17 protein-coding genes are annotated in these 14,491 nt (G+C 34.7%); 4 read left to right on the top strand and 13 right to left on the bottom strand.

The window, feature by feature from the left end:
• Window positions 1-15 precede the first annotated feature (15 nt).
• From DMB65_RS11980 to DMB65_RS11970, 3 genes are read left to right on the top strand one after another with little or no spacing between them, the layout of a single operon-like run.
• Window positions 16-585 carry a 4Fe-4S dicluster domain-containing protein gene (locus DMB65_RS11980; protein ID WP_056205550.1) on the top strand — a complete coding sequence of 190 codons (570 nt, stop codon included), beginning with the start codon at window positions 16-18 and terminating at the stop codon, window positions 583-585.
• Between the two features lie 5 nt (window positions 586-590).
• Window positions 591-1,109, top strand: a complete 519-nt coding sequence (locus DMB65_RS11975) for a Rieske (2Fe-2S) protein (RefSeq protein WP_110306880.1) — start codon at window positions 591-593, stop codon at window positions 1,107-1,109.
• Window positions 1,110-1,128: 19 nt separating this feature from the next.
• Window positions 1,129-1,383 (top strand): DUF6755 family protein, encoded by a 255-nt coding sequence (locus DMB65_RS11970; RefSeq protein WP_110306879.1) that lies wholly within the window; start codon window positions 1,129-1,131, stop codon window positions 1,381-1,383.
• A 243-nt stretch (window positions 1,384-1,626) separates the two neighbouring features.
• On the opposite strand, the gene DMB65_RS11965 is transcribed toward DMB65_RS11970, so the two are convergent.
• From DMB65_RS11965 to DMB65_RS11905, 13 genes are all read right to left on the bottom strand, one after another.
• Complete coding sequence (locus DMB65_RS11965) at window positions 1,627-2,601, bottom strand: hypothetical protein (RefSeq protein WP_123955338.1); 975 nt, start codon at window positions 2,599-2,601, stop codon at window positions 1,627-1,629.
• A 14-nt stretch (window positions 2,602-2,615) separates the two neighbouring features.
• Window positions 2,616-3,611 (bottom strand): hypothetical protein, encoded by a 996-nt coding sequence (locus DMB65_RS11960; RefSeq protein ID WP_110306877.1) that lies wholly within the window; start codon window positions 3,609-3,611, stop codon window positions 2,616-2,618.
• Window positions 3,612-3,617: 6 nt separating this feature from the next.
• Entirely contained in the window at window positions 3,618-6,491 is a 2,874-nt protein-coding gene (locus DMB65_RS11955) for an OmpA family protein (RefSeq protein WP_110306876.1), read from the bottom strand.
• A gap of 2 nt (window positions 6,492-6,493) precedes the next feature.
• Window positions 6,494-6,991: a DUF4280 domain-containing protein gene (locus tag DMB65_RS11950; protein ID WP_110306875.1), complete on the bottom strand. Its 498-nt coding sequence runs from the start codon at window positions 6,989-6,991 to the stop codon at window positions 6,494-6,496.
• 11 nt (window positions 6,992-7,002) lie between these two features.
• Window positions 7,003-8,193 carry a hypothetical protein gene (locus DMB65_RS11945; protein ID WP_110306874.1) on the bottom strand — a complete coding sequence of 397 codons (1,191 nt, stop codon included), beginning with the start codon at window positions 8,191-8,193 and terminating at the stop codon, window positions 7,003-7,005.
• A gap of 506 nt (window positions 8,194-8,699) precedes the next feature.
• On the bottom strand, window positions 8,700-9,503 hold the full coding sequence (locus DMB65_RS11940) for a PRTRC system ThiF family protein (protein WP_110306873.1): 804 nt from the start codon (window positions 9,501-9,503) through the stop codon (window positions 8,700-8,702).
• The gene (locus DMB65_RS11935; protein ID WP_110306922.1) at window positions 9,500-10,216 is read right to left on the bottom strand and encodes a PRTRC system protein B; all 717 of its coding nucleotides are present in this window, start codon (window positions 10,214-10,216) and stop codon (window positions 9,500-9,502) included. The genes DMB65_RS11940 and DMB65_RS11935 overlap by 4 nt, the downstream gene beginning before the upstream one ends.
• Complete coding sequence (locus tag DMB65_RS11930) at window positions 10,213-11,304, bottom strand: hypothetical protein (protein ID WP_123955337.1); 1,092 nt, start codon at window positions 11,302-11,304, stop codon at window positions 10,213-10,215. The genes DMB65_RS11935 and DMB65_RS11930 overlap by 4 nt, the downstream gene beginning before the upstream one ends.
• 56 nt (window positions 11,305-11,360) lie before the next feature.
• The gene (locus DMB65_RS11925; protein ID WP_110306871.1) at window positions 11,361-11,579 is read right to left on the bottom strand and encodes a PRTRC system protein C; all 219 of its coding nucleotides are present in this window, start codon (window positions 11,577-11,579) and stop codon (window positions 11,361-11,363) included.
• Window positions 11,573-12,112, bottom strand: a complete 540-nt coding sequence (locus tag DMB65_RS11920; RefSeq protein WP_110306870.1) for a prtrc system protein e — start codon at window positions 12,110-12,112, stop codon at window positions 11,573-11,575. The genes DMB65_RS11925 and DMB65_RS11920 overlap by 7 nt, the downstream gene beginning before the upstream one ends.
• Window positions 12,113-12,116: 4 nt before the next feature.
• On the bottom strand, window positions 12,117-12,323 hold the full coding sequence (locus tag DMB65_RS11915) for a hypothetical protein (protein ID WP_110306869.1): 207 nt from the start codon (window positions 12,321-12,323) through the stop codon (window positions 12,117-12,119).
• A 47-nt stretch (window positions 12,324-12,370) separates the two neighbouring features.
• On the bottom strand, window positions 12,371-13,432 hold the full coding sequence (locus tag DMB65_RS11910; RefSeq protein ID WP_110306868.1) for a DUF932 domain-containing protein: 1,062 nt from the start codon (window positions 13,430-13,432) through the stop codon (window positions 12,371-12,373).
• Window positions 13,433-13,463: 31 nt separating this feature from the next.
• A complete protein-coding gene (locus DMB65_RS11905) occupies window positions 13,464-13,850 on the bottom strand; it encodes a single-stranded DNA-binding protein (protein WP_110306867.1) in 387 nt (128 codons plus the stop codon).
• 398 nt (window positions 13,851-14,248) lie between these two features.
• Here DMB65_RS11905 and DMB65_RS11900 point away from each other — a divergent pair, with 398 nt between their 5' ends.
• Window positions 14,249-14,461 carry a helix-turn-helix domain-containing protein gene (locus DMB65_RS11900; RefSeq protein ID WP_110306866.1) on the top strand — a complete coding sequence of 71 codons (213 nt, stop codon included), beginning with the start codon at window positions 14,249-14,251 and terminating at the stop codon, window positions 14,459-14,461.
• The last annotated feature ends 30 nt before the right edge of the window (window positions 14,462-14,491 follow it).

Below are 14,491 nucleotides of genomic sequence, written 5' to 3'. Positions count from 1 at the left end.
TCTAAAAAACAAAAAATGAATTATACCAATTTTAATAAAAATGAAGAGTTTTTTGTAGATATGCAACGTTGCATTGGCTGTAAAGCCTGTGAAATGGCTTGTGCTGAATGCGAAACCAATGGTCAGGAATCTTTAATTCACGTAAATTATGTCGATAGGGCATCAACTGTGCAAACTACTGTACAGGTGTGTATGCATTGTGACGATCCTGTTTGTGCAAATGTGTGTCCTGCTGATGCAATTTCAAAAGACGAATTCGGAATTGTTCATACTGCCAATACGGAAAGATGTATTGGTTGTTCGAATTGTGTGATGGCCTGTCCATTTGGCGTGCCTAAAAAAGAAGAATCCTACGATTTGATGATGAAATGTACGATGTGCTATGACAGAACTAGCGTGGGCAAAAAACCTATGTGTGCTACGGTTTGTCCAAGTGGGGCTTTGTTTTACGGCACCAGAGAGGAAATACAAGAGATGCGTCCAAATAGTTCACCAGTAAATACTTTCCTTTTCGGAGAAGAGGTAGTGAATACAAAAGTTAATATTATGATGCCAAAAGGCAGTAATCAATTAATAATTTATTAGAATTCATGTCTAAAGAAGATAATTTAAATAAAAATTGGAAAAAAGATTTTCCAATCGAAAAACAACAGGCAACCAATGTCAGTCGTCGTGATTTTGCGAAATTCCTCACACTAGTATCAGGCGGATTAATGGTTGGAAGTGGTCTGGTGGCAGCCAAAGCGCACCTATTTCCAAAAGATGAGCTGGATGGAGAGCACTTTGTATGTAAAAAAGAGGAGGTGCCTGTAGGTGGTACACGTGCTTTTGTTATCGAAGGAAGTACAATCCCTTATATATTGATTCATCTGGAGACGGGAGAATTCAAAGCGTATGAACAAAAATGCACCCATCTTTCCTGCTCTGTTTTTTATAAGCCTGGCACCGGCATTATTCATTGTCCATGTCACGAAGGATCTTTTGACGCTCAAACCGGAGATGTTATCGCGGGGCCCCCGCCCAGAGCTTTGCCTAAATTAGAAGTGCTTTTTAAAGAGGATGGCATCTATGTAAAAGCATCAGAAAATCTGGAAGAGAAACTAGGATAAATCCCTAAAATAAAAAACCATGAGTACTTTTAGAACTAGTCAGAATCAAGCCAATCCGAATAAATTAAATGCGATACTTTCTACCATTATTTTTATATTAATACTAAATGTGACTATTCAAATTTGGTTATTATATGCCGCCTTGAACAATGCTTTGGATAATAATAAAGAAATCCTTATTCCTGCATTTATAGCTTCATTAATATTATTTTTGATAGGTGTCGGTTTGCTTTATTACTTACCAATTGGAAATTTGAAGAATAAACGGTTATAAATTGATTTTAGAGTTTCAAATTAATGTTTTCTTTAGATGTGAAGCAAAGTGATGGTGCTTATTATAAAAAATATGGTTTGTAACCGCTGTATTATGTTGGTACAGAATGAATGCTTAATCGTTTTAAGCATCGTCTCTATATAATTTGTACTGGTTAAATTGCTAGTTCTAGAAGTATTTTTTTGCGAACAAGCACCAAAATAAATCATCAATGAAGTATACAACAAATATTTCGTCATAAACCTACCTTAAAATTTCTAATTCGTCTTTGCCTTCAGGAATGTACAGGTAGATCTTAAAGAAATCAGCAATCATACCATCTCCTTCATCAAATTTTGCCCACAATGCTGACTTACCTCTCATTTTTGAATCATTACTTGTCAATTCTAAGCAAACAATCTTTCCATCTCCATAAAATTTTAATTTATAATTTTCTAATGGTTGAATTTGATAATTTTTAATTGTAAATGGCTCAAGATACTCTATTAAAGTTTCTTCCAAATCTCTCTCAGTCGAAAATAGACTCTGACAAATTTCTTTTTCTTTTTTTTCTACATAAGAAAAATATTCTTCCCTTTTTTTATTATTTAGTATATTCCATTGGTTTTTATAAAAATCGAGTACTTTCTCTTGCAGTCTTTTCTGATTCCATTCTCGCAAATCCTGACCATTATCAAGACTGGGAAATTCATAAGGTACTTTTGCTTCAAAAGTAAAACTGGCTTCGTAATAGGTTTTTCCTGTTGCTATAAATTGAGTTACAGGATTACCATACTGGTCTGTTTTAGTTATTGTGGGTGTTAAATAAGAAGCCATCTCTTTTCCTTTATTATTTCTTTTAGCGTTGTCTGATTCTGTAATAACAATTTTCATATCCGTTTCTTCATTTAATGTATGATAATCAAAATCTTTCCCTTTAACAGCGGGGTACAATCGAAAAGTTATTTTTTGAATACCACTCTTGAAAATATAATTATTAATACTAATTGTTCGGCCACTTCCAAGTTCTTTATAGTTTTTATTTAGGGGTATATCATTTACTAAAATTTCCGAATAACAGATATTTTGAGAGTATTTTAAATAATACATGGGTTCATAATCACAATGCTTAATTGTTTTTAGCATTGTTTCTATATAATTTTCGCTAGTTAAATTGCTAATTTTAGAGTTATTTTTTTGCGAACAAGCACCAAAACAAACCATCAATAAAGTATACAACAAATACTTCTTCATTATCTTAAAATTTCTAATTCGTCTTCACCTTCAGGAATGTATAAATAGTATTGCAAAAAATCAGCCATTATACCATCTCCTTCATCAAGTTTTGCCCATAAAGCAGATTCTCCTCTTAAGTGATTGTCTGAACTTTCTATTTCTAAACAAACAATTCTCCCATCTCCATAAAGTTTAAGTTTATAATTTTCTAGGGGCTGCATTTGGTAATTAGGAATAGTAAAAGCATCCAAATAAGCATCTAAAATTTGTTGCAATTCTTTTTTATCATAAAATAAACTCTGACAAGTTTCCTTCTCTTTTAATTCTAAATACGAAAAGTATTGTTCCTTTTTTTTCTCTTTTAACAGTGTCAACTGGTTTTTATAAAAATCAACGACTTTTTGTTCTAGTTTTTCTTTATTCCATTCTCTTAAATCCTGTCCTTTATCTAAACTATCAAATTCGTAAGGTATTTTTGCTTCAAAAGTAAAACTGGCTTCATAATAAGTTTTTCCTGCAGCAGCAAATTTCTTTATTGGACCATTCTCATTGACTCCATCTACAGTAGGAGTCAAATAAGATATTATTTCTTTTCCTTTCTTATCTCTATTAATATTATCTGATTCACTTATACTAATCTTCATATCAGTCTCGTCTGTGAATTTTTTATAATCAAAGTCTTTACCGTTAATTGCTGGGTATAATCTAAAAGTAACTTTTTGCAAACCACTCTTAAAAATATAATTATTGATTTCCATTGTTTCACCATCTCCAAGTTCTGTAAAATTCTTATGTACAGGTATATCATTCACGAGTATTTCAGAATAACAGACATTTTGGACATAGGTTAGAAAATATACTGGCTCGTAATCATAATGCTTAATAGTTTTAAGCATGGTTTCTATATAATTTTTGCTCGTTAAATTGCTCATTTTTTCTGATTTAGTGTTATTGTTTTGCTTGCAAGAGGGGAATATAAAAAGGGATGCTAAAATTAAAATCGTATTTTTCATGTCATTTTATTTTTGAGGTGTTGTATTAAAAAGATAAACAGTTTTTAAAGTTTTTGTAAAGTCTTCTAAAACCGTAAAATTGATTGGTTTACCATCATTTGGAGAATATCCTATTGGTTTTCGTTTTTTAACTTTTACCTTAATATTTCCTTTAAAAGTTCCTTTTAACCCTGAAAATTTTAATTTTTGTGTTATAAAAAGACCTCTTCCATTTACTTTATCAAAACCATATTCTGTTATTACAATGGCTTCGCAAGCAACTGAAAAAGCAAGAGTGCCATCTATTTTGGTTTCTATTGGAGAAAATTTAAACAGCTTCTTATGATAATCTACTTCAAACGAAATAGTACCAGTTATTTTATTGCTATAGCTGATGATGTTTTTTTGAGGTAAATTATTGAATTTATCCTTTAAAGTATACTGTTCTGTTAGACTATTGTATTGTATGTTTTTTTCAAAAGCTACTTCTCCAACCATAGATAAAGTAAACTTAAAATCATTGTCTCCCATGTCAGACAAAATATCGTTTATTTTATCATTCTCCTTTTTCTTCTCTTCATCGGTTTCATTTTCTGTAGCTTTACTATGGAGAAGACTTTTCATCGTGTACTTTTTTGTAAAGTTTATTGCCACGAGTGGATCAGCCTTAATATTGGCTTCATAAATGAGTGCCATTCTTCTGTCTGCCTGCATTTTGTAATACATTCCAGTATTTATAGCGATTGATGGAGGTACAAGCTCTGCTCCAATTTTATCAAGGTATTCTGATGCTTTTTTTATTTTTGCTGCAATTTTAACCACTCTTGCTTCTGCACTTCCTCCTCTGGTTATATAGAGCATGATTAAGTCTATCAATATCCCTATTGCTACCATTTCATAAATGATAAAGGCAACAATACGTCTGGTAGTCGTATCTGTTTTTATAAAGTCTAATTCTGTGCCGCCTTTTAAGCTTAATTCTTCTCCCGTTTTTTCTATTTTTCGATCGTATATAGCATGTAGACCCACATCATAAAATTCAGATTGAGTTTCCAGGTAGGCCAATAAAACCTTTGCACTAAGCCATTTTTCATGGAAAAAGCTCAAAATAAAACCTGCGATAGAATTTTTAAGTTCATCTATTTCTTTACCGATTCCGTTCTTTAATTCTAAAGTTTTATCATGAAAAAAATAGGGGTCTTTGAAGGTTTCATCATCATCATCCCCCCAATTTCTGGTTTTATAATTGTACATAAAGTGACCAATCCATACAATATCAGGATACGCATTTATAGCGAAACTAGGATATTGAGTACCTGAATAATACGTACAGGAATGAAGATAATAGCTGTAAATGTTTCTGTAATTTTTTCCAAAATTAAAAGAATCCGTTATTTTCGGTACGGTAGGCAATCTGGAATTCAGTTTAACCTCAATTGAATTAGGTTTGTGTTCAATTAAATCATAAACAGCCGACTCCTTATAGCTGTCATACGATTTAATGCTATTGAGGTGTTCCTTCTTTTTATGACAGCCTTTTCTAATAAATCCGTCTATATTAATTTTTAACTCAGCAGGTTTTTTATAACTTGGTACTACAACATCGTACACAAGTGTTTGGGCATTGTTTTCGAAAATTTTGAAGCGTAAAGTGGTTCTTCTGTTTTCCTGGTGCTGCGCTTCAGACAGATGAGCTCCTGTGCGAACCGGTTTTGTTTTTCCGTATCCTTTTCCGGAAATTAAATGCGAAGGAACTCCTTTTGAAATTAAATATTTAACTGCAGCATCTGCTCTTTTAGCAGATAAATCCAGATTGTATTCAGCTGTTCCTCTACTGTCTGTATGAGCACCGAGTTCAACAGGCAGAAAAGGCGGGTCTTTTAAATAATCTGCAATTTTATCTAAAATTGGTTTTGCATCATTGCGGATATCCCATTTATCATAATCGTAATGTATTTGCTTTACAATATTAAAATCATCTTTAGGATCCATTTTACGAATAAACTTTCCTTCATCAAAAAGTAAGTCATTTTCATCCTGATAAGTAACCTCAATTTTTGTAAACTTGCAGTTGCCTGCATTTTTATCATATGTTTTTAACTTACCAACTTTTGCTTTGCTTAAACCAAGGTCTATTGTGGGCAAAACAAATTTATTTTCATCCATCACATTTAAATAACGAGCATGATAAACATCATTATTATCGTCTTTTATGTATTTGTTTGTTGAAGGGTCTTTTACTTTTATATAAAATTGTTCTGGACTGGCTCTATTTGTTATCTTGCCTTGCCAAGAAAGCGAATCTTTAATGATGATATTAACTTCACCATTATTTACAGGGATTTTATTATAAACTTTTATTAACTGATCGTCATTTACACCCTTTCCTCGCTGAACTCTTCTGTATATTTCGATAATAAGATTATTGACTCCATTTAATCCTTCGGTAGTAAGATTAAGATAAAGCGGTTCTCCATAAGCAAACGGATATGTTTTTCTTACGTCTTCTCCCTGGGTTTCGGTAGCCCATGCACTTGAGATTATCTTAGGCTCACACCATCCGCTGATCAGTAAACCTGCAGATTTTGAGTATGACGAATTTAGCAGACTTGTCTGCAGATAATAAGTAAAAGGGCCGCAAAATTTTTTAGCCAATTTAATTCCGTAAATTTCATCGCCTTTTTTTGTCAATTTCAAAACACTTTTTCTTGGAGAATAGGTTTGAAAATGCCATAAAACATTTCCTTTTTTCTCTTCTGCACTGGTGCCATCATGCCATTCTGCTATTTTAAAGTAAACAAACTGGTCTGCTTTAATTTTAACTCTAGGGTTTTTAACTGAGAAGTTACCAGCTATTTCACCCTTACCAGCCCATTCAATTTTTTTAATTCCTTTTGCCATAATTATTCTTGTTCTATACCAGTGAAATCAAATTTTGGTTTCGTTAAATCATTCAGACCCAATAACGGATTAATTTTATTTTGAACGTCTGGATTTGCATTTTTAAGATTTTGTTCTGAGGGTTCTGCTATTTGTCCATGATCTACTATTTCGATACAATCAGGAGTTCCCATTTTACAAGTAGCTTTACTGTCTTCAAGTAAAATATTTCCTCCATTGCTTAGGGTTACTTTATCATAAAAATTTTTCCATTCAGAAATATCTACTTTGCATGGATTGTAAGATCCGCTTGGGTTAGGCTGCATTTTACAGGTTCCAAAAGTATTTTTTTCTAAAGTTTGTCCAATCTCTTTTGTACTGGCCGTTAACTTTTCAGAACCATCTTTATCATTTGTATAATGTTTCGATTGTGTCTTTACTTTTAAAACATCATTCTGTGATTCATTGCTGTATTTGCATGTACAAGTCGCACCTTGTACGACAATATGTTTTTCGCTCATAATGATTTACTTTATTTTCCTGTTATAACTTCGAGAAATAACTTAAAAATGCTTGATTTTTTCTCTTTTATATCTTCATCTAAAAATGAAATATTTGAACTTAAGTTCAATTTGGCGTTTCCTTCTATATTTGAAATAACAATAGTTAGTTTTTGAGGAATATCTAATTTAATTTCACACTCCAAATAAACGCTTTCCAGGACGTTGGTGTTCGGATCCAGAAAATAATACGCTGTATAGCTACCCTCTGCTTTTTCGGCATTGTTTTCTTCTGAATCATCTTCCGGAAATAATAAATCGTTTTCAAAGTCATTTTTGCTTCTTAGATCTGAAAGTATACCGGTTTGCGTTATATTAATCAAATTATAAGCATCAAGAGTGGGCAAAATAGTTTGTTCAACAGTAAATGACACATTTCCTGTTTTTTGTGATATAGGAAATTCTATCACCTTCTGAATGGTAAGGTTTTGAGTATATTCAATATTTAGGTTATTAAAAAAGACCTTTAAGAACCAATCTTTTGATAATGAATCAAAAATAATTTCATCATTTTGCAGTCTATCTTCAAATTTAAGCAGTGCTTCATGTAATACTTCTCCCTGAAAATCCTTAAGTACTTTGCGCTTTACTTTCTGCCAGCGCTTACGGATGTCTTCAAAATTATATATGGCGACTAATTCTCCTTTTGTATCAATAACTACTTGCAGGGGATAAAAGACTTTAGCCGTTTTCTCCGCTAATTCATCGGCCATTGTATCAGCCTCTTTTCCATCAATATATACTTGGGATATTCTATTAATTTCTATTAGTGAAAAATCATTTTTATCTTTATTTATAAACTTCACATTAATTTCTTCTTTTACTGTGTGCTGCTCTTCACCATTTTCTATGGTGTACATTGCTAAGTAATTATTGTTAAGTCCCTGAGGTGTAAATGGTAATTTGAAGTTGTTTACAAAATGTACATTTTCACGATGCGTCGCTCTGGCGATTTTAGATTCTTCTGATTCAATTATCAGAAACTTCAAATGTGGTTTAAAGTCAGCTTCGATTAAATCATCTAAGGGACATCGCATATTATGATAAGATCTCAAAGAATAAGAATCAACTTCTAATTGTTCTGCTACCTTTTTTAATGTATCACCTTCTTTTATTTTGTAAACTAAATGATTTTCATAAGCGAAATCAGGAATATATAACATGAGGCTAAATTTATTTTCGAGTTTTATTATATTTTTTTATTGATTAATCTTCCTGGCCATATTTGTTTCAATACACTTTTTTAAAGAGTAATATCTATTTATTTTTAAAATGTAAGTAAAAAACTACGAAATTAAATTAAGCCTTTAGTCTTTAAATCATATTAGTTTTACTTTTCGTACAATGTGCTTTTTAAATATTAACAAGTTTAATAATACTTTTGAGTGAATTTTTTTTTGCGAATATATGTATTAATTTGTAAAAATTACCTTTAAAAAATCGATAAAAAGTAAATTAATTGGCTGAGCAGAAACTAATCAGTATTTGAAAGCTTATAAGGCTGTTTAATCGAATTATTTAAGTATTTGAAAATAAAAAATATTAAAACACAAACATCGTTAGTCATATTGCGATTAAGTAATGAGCAATATGACTAACGATGTTGTTCCGTTTTAAAGCGCCCCGCAATTGCCCGGCCGTAGGAAGCTCAATTGCGGGGCGGCGGGCATCAGCCTACCATTATGGGTTCTGTTTTAAAATTTCCCAGATTCAGAAAAAATCCTCTTTGGGAGATCATTCCTTCACGGAACAGCTTCCATAAAAGTGATGCCCCCATACTGGCAAGTGTGGCATTAATGAACAAGTCCTGTTTTTCAAGTGCCTCTGCAAGAGAACAGCTTGGCTCATCATTATCGCTCTGCGCCTGAAGTAATTCCTTAAATTCATCAGTTACCATTGGAAGATTCTGTACAGTCCTGTATAGTTTGGAATCAGGCTGTTGGATTTCGCTGATGGTTGAGAGTATCGCCTGTCCCGTATTTTGAGCATTCCCGAGGTCAAGCCAATAGAGAGATTTGGTACGCTCAAAATCGCTATTTATATTGCAATTCAGCAGGAAATCTGCAATATCAAAACGTGCCGATACGGTATCCATACAACTTATATAGAGGTTTGCCCTGCCACGATTGGGCAGGCATTTCAGATTAGCCGTTGAGAACTGCTCGGTTACCGCTTTCCAATTCGTTCCGAAAAAACGGTTGGTGCGGTTGATGAGTGCTACGGCTTTAGGAAGTCCAACCTCAGCATCTGCAAAAAGCTGGCGTCCCTGATTTGCCACAGTTACTAAATCATCATCAAATAAATGAACCTGCAATCCTGCGTGACCCAAAGCGATTAGGCTGTGATTCAATCTTGCGAGTTCGGTCAGCATCCTGCTTCCTGTTCCTCCTGCGCCAATCAGGTTTACTGTTATTGGATTGGTTGGATTTATCAGGTAATTGTGCGTATAATGCATGGTGTTTTGTGTGTTCATGATAGTATATTTTTAATGGTTAAACCATTTTTGAGTAATGATTTTATAGGAAACGGTTTAGCGCTACCCACAAGTTTTTGCCAAAACTGAATAATGTTTCCTTTTACAGGACTTGTACTTCCAATGAGGTGACTGAAATAGCTGTTAAAAAAATACTGCTCCCAAAGTGACATAAACTCTTCCAAATGGCAGTTGGGCTTTATGTTAACTGATACCGTTCCCATACAGACCCTGCCATCGGTGTATACATTAAAAAAGGGTGCATGATATAAATTAGTCTGTTCATTTATCTGCGTTTTAGTATCCATTGCATAAATGTAAAGGGTGTTTTTAGACGCTTTCCAAAGCAAAGGCGGTACAAATGCTTCACCGCTTGGAATCCCTAAACTTTCCACAAAAAACAAACTGACTTTTTGGGCAGGCGTGAACCAGATAGCAGAACCATTCTGCTCGGGATTCAAATGCAGTACATTTTTAGGAAGCAGTCCTGATGGTTTTAGAAATTTACGTGTGAGTTCTTCTGAAGTATCAAGGGCACTGGCAAGCTGTGTGCTTTCTTTAAGGCTTAAGGGATGGGCGTTTATGGGACAGCCATTTTTATCCATATCATAGGCTTCCACATAAATGGATTTTTCAGCGGAGTTTTTTTGATAGACCACAAATGCTTTTACAGGATTGTATAAGGTTCCAAATGTTTGGGTTATATCTTTCATGGCATATTGTTTAAAAGGGTGCATAGATCATTTATAAGCGGAAACAATCTGTATTCAAAATCGAGCGCTTTATCGGTTAACTTGTTTTGGGTATCATAAATCTGCAGGAGTGTCGGTTCTTCTATTTCGGAGCATTCATTAAATTCATCATTAATTACCCGTGCAATATTCTCATAAAGTGCTCCATCGGTGTCTGCGATAAAGGAAATGTACTGCTCTGCCCTTATAATTCCTTCCTCGCTGTCAAATTCCCGATTTGATGTACTTTGAAAAATAGTACTCGAAGGATATTCGAGCATTAGTGCCAATGCCTGTTTGGCAACGCTCAGACAATCCTTTTCGAAATCAGTATTGAACTTGTAACATTCGATACGTTTTTCGAAGACGTTTAAATGATAGGTATTGTACATTTTGCGGTGCATCACATCTCCATAATAAGAAGCCGTGTTTAATTCTGAAATCATACTATTTCCGCCTTGATAATCTTCATTCTCCAATTCATCAATCAGCCATTCTTCTATACATTCATAGTGGTAATACAGACAACTGCTGTCTTCCCTGTAATAGGGAATCCCTGCAATATGGTAGAGATAAGCAAAAACAGAGAGCAGTAATTCTGCGGTTGGTTTCTTTTTGCTGTTTTGCAACAGCCTGTACAGGGGCAGTATAGGAATATAGTACAGCGTATTGCAAGTATTATACAAATGTTTGGTCGCTAATTTTACACTTCCATCATCATCCTGCATAATGGATAATTCAATATCTTGTCCGAACCCCTTAAGCTGTTTCTGCGTATCTGAATGTGCCAAGAGTATATTATAGGGATAGGATTTGCCTGCGGTATCGAAAACTTCAAAACCATACAGTCTGGAGAGAATAGCAAGCGAACTGAAAAAATCTTTTTCCACCTGATTTTGGCTTGGTACTTTTTTACCCATTTCAAATACCGGCAGAAAGGAATGTCTTAAAAAACCATCGGCAAAAGGTCGAGTGGAGCGGATTTGTTTGGGCTGTTTTTTACTTCCGGTGCATCGGGAAGCCTGTCTGCGTTTTCTGACCATGTCCCTAACTGTCTGTATAGTCTGCATAACTTTTTATTTTTGGACAGTTTGATACTGCCTGTTATCGTTTGCGTTTTCATGGTTTATCCTTTTGTTCCGATCTGTGATACAAATTTGTACTGCACGGCATCATCATTTATAACAGGTCCCTCTATGGATGCCGTTGTCAATATTGGATAGGTCTGTGCATAAAAGTTCAATACCGCTTCGGGACTGAATGACGGGGATGGGTCAGCGAGTTTAATATCTGTTTCTTTATCCCTGAAAGTAAATATGCGCTCTAAGGTGTTGGCTGTTAACATGGTTCATCTGTATTAGGGTCATTGAAAAGGTCTATCGGGAACTTATCAGAAAGCTCAGCTTTGCGGGCGTGAATAATGTCTTTATATTCAGGATACAGGTCAGCGGGAGGCACTTTCATCCAAGCTTCTTTAAACTTACCTGCGGTTTCAAGTTCGTCTGCTTTTTTCATGGCTGATTCGTATTGTTTCTGCAATTCGGATTTCTCCTTATCTCTTTTCAGAATGTTGTCTTTTTCCATTTGAGAATGTACTTTTGCCTGCTCTTTTTCTTTAAGGAACTGCTCCATATTGGCAAAAAGCATTGCGGTATCTTTTACAGGCTCCGTAATCGCCTGAAAAAATCCATTGTCGAGTTCCTCCGCCGTGCCTTTCAGCAGAATAGGCGGTACTTTTTTTCGTGCATCATCGCCTACGGTATCGTTAAAAAACAATACCGATACGATGAGCTTGTCCGTTTCTTCTTTGGCTATGTTTATTTTCCAATTCCCTGCGACCTGCAGGGAAAGGATTGATTTAAAAAAATTGGTTTCCATTGCTTTACTGTTTATTTTCTTTTACCTCTAAATCGCTAATTTTCATGAGCTTTTCATACATATCCTGCCAATAGGCTTGTCGCTTCTGGTCAAACTTTTCAAAGAGTTTATCGGTATGGGAAAAATTTCTGAAATAATCTGCCTGCTTTATCGCTTGGTTTAAATTGTTAACCTCTACATTTTCTCCGTTTTTATCTTCTATCTGTATCATGCTGTCAGGGTTTAAAAGGAGAGGCAGAAACTGCCTCTCCTGATTGGTTAATTAAGAATCAAAGCATCTGAACCTTTACTTGCAAAATCCACACAAAGATTAAAAGCCGATTGTGTGCGAATCTGCGCTGTTCCTCCCATCAAAAGGGAAGTTAATTTTGCTTCCTCATCTTTGTAATTTCTCATATTTTGGAAATAACCCGTTACGGCATTGTAAGCCCCAAAAACAGTCCCTTTGGTGGTGTCCATCAGTTGTGTGGGGTTGCTCATGGCATATTCAAATGCGCTATCGACCATATTTGTAAAACAAGTGGAGAGTTCCTCTTCCTTTCCCTCTTGTATGGTTTTCAGCACTTCTTTACTCGGAACAAGGGCAGACTGTATTAGTTTTTTAACTTCATTGTCCGTGATTCGGATTTTTGTCCAATGGTTAAAAATGGATTCCATCTGTGCTGAGAGCATATCGGATATGCCCATTACTTTATGCGCCTGTTCCAAACGCTGTTTAGCATTAGAAGTATGACGAATGCGAACGGTGTTAGTCTTATTATTCATAGCGGCATTCAGGGTATTGTTGCATACGATTCGTATGGGTGTGAATGCTGCCGTTATGCTTCCGCTTCCATCATGGGAAGTGGTCAGGAACAGGTATTTTTCGATCAAATCATCGTTACCAACCCTAATATAATCAGGCAGTTTTGCTGTTATAAAAATGCGTTCTCCTTTTCCGAGTGCTCCTGCGGTTTCATATAAAATTCCGTCACCGCCTACGATACTGTCAAAAAAAGAAAAGGCATCCCTGTTTTGTACAATCTGGTAATCTTTACCCACTACGCCCAGTACGGCATCATTATCGGTGCGCACCGTACTGAAATAATTAGGGACTTCTATTTTATTATGAATGCTTTCATTATCCAAAATAACTTCGGCTGAACTGGGTGTAAACAGCTTTCGTTTTTCTACTTCATAATCCAAACCTGCGTGTTTAATTGCTTCGGCGCTTGTCGGATAATCTGCAATAATCTGCCCCAAATTGTGCCATGCTGTCTGTTTAGTGCTGAAAAAACTGTGTTTTCCTGACTGCTCGTTGTAATTGATATTATGTGCCATGATGTTAAATTTTAAGTTATTGTTATGTTTGTTAAAAAGGTACGTCCTGTGCTTTTTTTGCTTTCTTTTCCTTTACTGTTGAACTGGCTTTAGCTGTTTCTTCTTTTTTAGGAAAAACCAAAATCTTAATGTTATTGGTATGAAAGGTCAAAGTGCCCACTGCTACACCTTCGCTGTTATTGTACACATTCAAACCAATGCGCCCAAAGAGCTGTACGAGTGTTCCTTTTTTAAGCCACTGTGCTGTATTGGCATTCAGCCAATACGAACAATTGATATAGGTTGTTACTTCTTTTACTTCGGTACTGCCTTTAGGCTTGTAGGTGTCATTGATGGCAATACTGAAATTGACCACTTGTTTGTCACTGTTCACTTTTTGAACTGATGCATCTGCTGTTACTCGTCCTGTGATTTCCATAATTTTAATTTTTAAAGATTACTACTGTTTACTTTTTCTTTAATCCTGCCCTAACAAAAATTGTTTTCAAAAGAAAAAACGGAAAAAAAGAAAGCAAGATGCCAGTGGATTAAGGATGCGCAAGTGCTATAAGTCCCGAAGGGTGGCAAGGGAAGTGCCGCCATTATGCGCACGCAGCATACTTGGGCCACTATCTTAGCTGCCCTTTTAGTCCGTTTCGAGTGAAAGCTTTTAGTAAAAATTTCTTTACATGTAGTATGAAACTTGTTTTTTATAATTGCATCGGGTGAAAACATGGATAAAGAACATAAAAAAAATAAGTCAAGAATTTAAGAAAAATCAAACAAAGTCGACAGTCGTCTATTGTACAATTGTCGACTAAAACCGACTTTGGCTAAATGGAAGATGTTAGAATAAAATTTGGTATAAAAGTCAAGGTATTAAGGCTCTCAAGAGGCTATTCTCAGGAGAAATTAGCTGAGCTTGCAGATTTAGACAGAACTTATATTCCTGGTATTGAAAGTGGAAAAAGAAATGTCTCCATAATTGTTATAGAAAAGATAGCGAAAGCATTTCAGATTAGCATCTCTGATTTAATGAATTCTTTATAAGAATTCATCTGTCATCATTTAAATTTTACA

This window comes from Flavobacterium cheongpyeongense (assembly GCF_003202435.1).
Classification (GTDB): Bacteria; Bacteroidota; Bacteroidia; order Flavobacteriales; family Flavobacteriaceae; genus Flavobacterium; species Flavobacterium cheongpyeongense.
This window is presented reverse-complemented; position numbering and strand designations above follow the sequence as displayed.

Excerpts from the sequence above, each read along its gene's own strand:
- DMB65_RS11925 (WP_110306871.1), bottom strand. The coding sequence starts at position 11,579 with ATGTTAACAGCCAACACCTTAGAGCGCATATTTACTTTCAGGGATAAA.
- DMB65_RS11905 (WP_110306867.1), bottom strand. The coding sequence starts at position 13,850 with ATGGAAATCACAGGACGAGTAACAGCAGATGCATCAGTTCAAAAAGTG.
- DMB65_RS11970 (WP_110306879.1), top strand. The coding sequence starts at position 1,129 with ATGAGTACTTTTAGAACTAGTCAGAATCAAGCCAATCCGAATAAATTA.
- DMB65_RS11930 (WP_123955337.1), bottom strand. The coding sequence starts at position 11,304 with ATGCAGACTATACAGACAGTTAGGGACATGGTCAGAAAACGCAGACAG.
- DMB65_RS11900 (WP_110306866.1), top strand. The coding sequence starts at position 14,249 with ATGGAAGATGTTAGAATAAAATTTGGTATAAAAGTCAAGGTATTAAGG.
- DMB65_RS11960 (WP_110306877.1), bottom strand. The coding sequence starts at position 3,611 with ATGAAAAATACGATTTTAATTTTAGCATCCCTTTTTATATTCCCCTCT.
- DMB65_RS11915 (WP_110306869.1), bottom strand. The coding sequence starts at position 12,323 with ATGATACAGATAGAAGATAAAAACGGAGAAAATGTAGAGGTTAACAAT.
- DMB65_RS11955 (WP_110306876.1), bottom strand. The coding sequence starts at position 6,491 with ATGGCAAAAGGAATTAAAAAAATTGAATGGGCTGGTAAGGGTGAAATA.
- DMB65_RS11920 (WP_110306870.1), bottom strand. The coding sequence starts at position 12,112 with ATGGAAACCAATTTTTTTAAATCAATCCTTTCCCTGCAGGTCGCAGGG.
- DMB65_RS11935 (WP_110306922.1), bottom strand. The coding sequence starts at position 10,216 with ATGAAAGATATAACCCAAACATTTGGAACCTTATACAATCCTGTAAAA.
- DMB65_RS11980 (WP_056205550.1), top strand. The coding sequence starts at position 16 with ATGAATTATACCAATTTTAATAAAAATGAAGAGTTTTTTGTAGATATG.
- DMB65_RS11910 (WP_110306868.1), bottom strand. The coding sequence starts at position 13,432 with ATGGCACATAATATCAATTACAACGAGCAGTCAGGAAAACACAGTTTT.
- DMB65_RS11945 (WP_110306874.1), bottom strand. The coding sequence starts at position 8,193 with ATGTTATATATTCCTGATTTCGCTTATGAAAATCATTTAGTTTACAAA.
- DMB65_RS11975 (WP_110306880.1), top strand. The coding sequence starts at position 591 with ATGTCTAAAGAAGATAATTTAAATAAAAATTGGAAAAAAGATTTTCCA.
- DMB65_RS11940 (WP_110306873.1), bottom strand. The coding sequence starts at position 9,503 with ATGAACACACAAAACACCATGCATTATACGCACAATTACCTGATAAAT.
- DMB65_RS11950 (WP_110306875.1), bottom strand. The coding sequence starts at position 6,991 with ATGAGCGAAAAACATATTGTCGTACAAGGTGCGACTTGTACATGCAAA.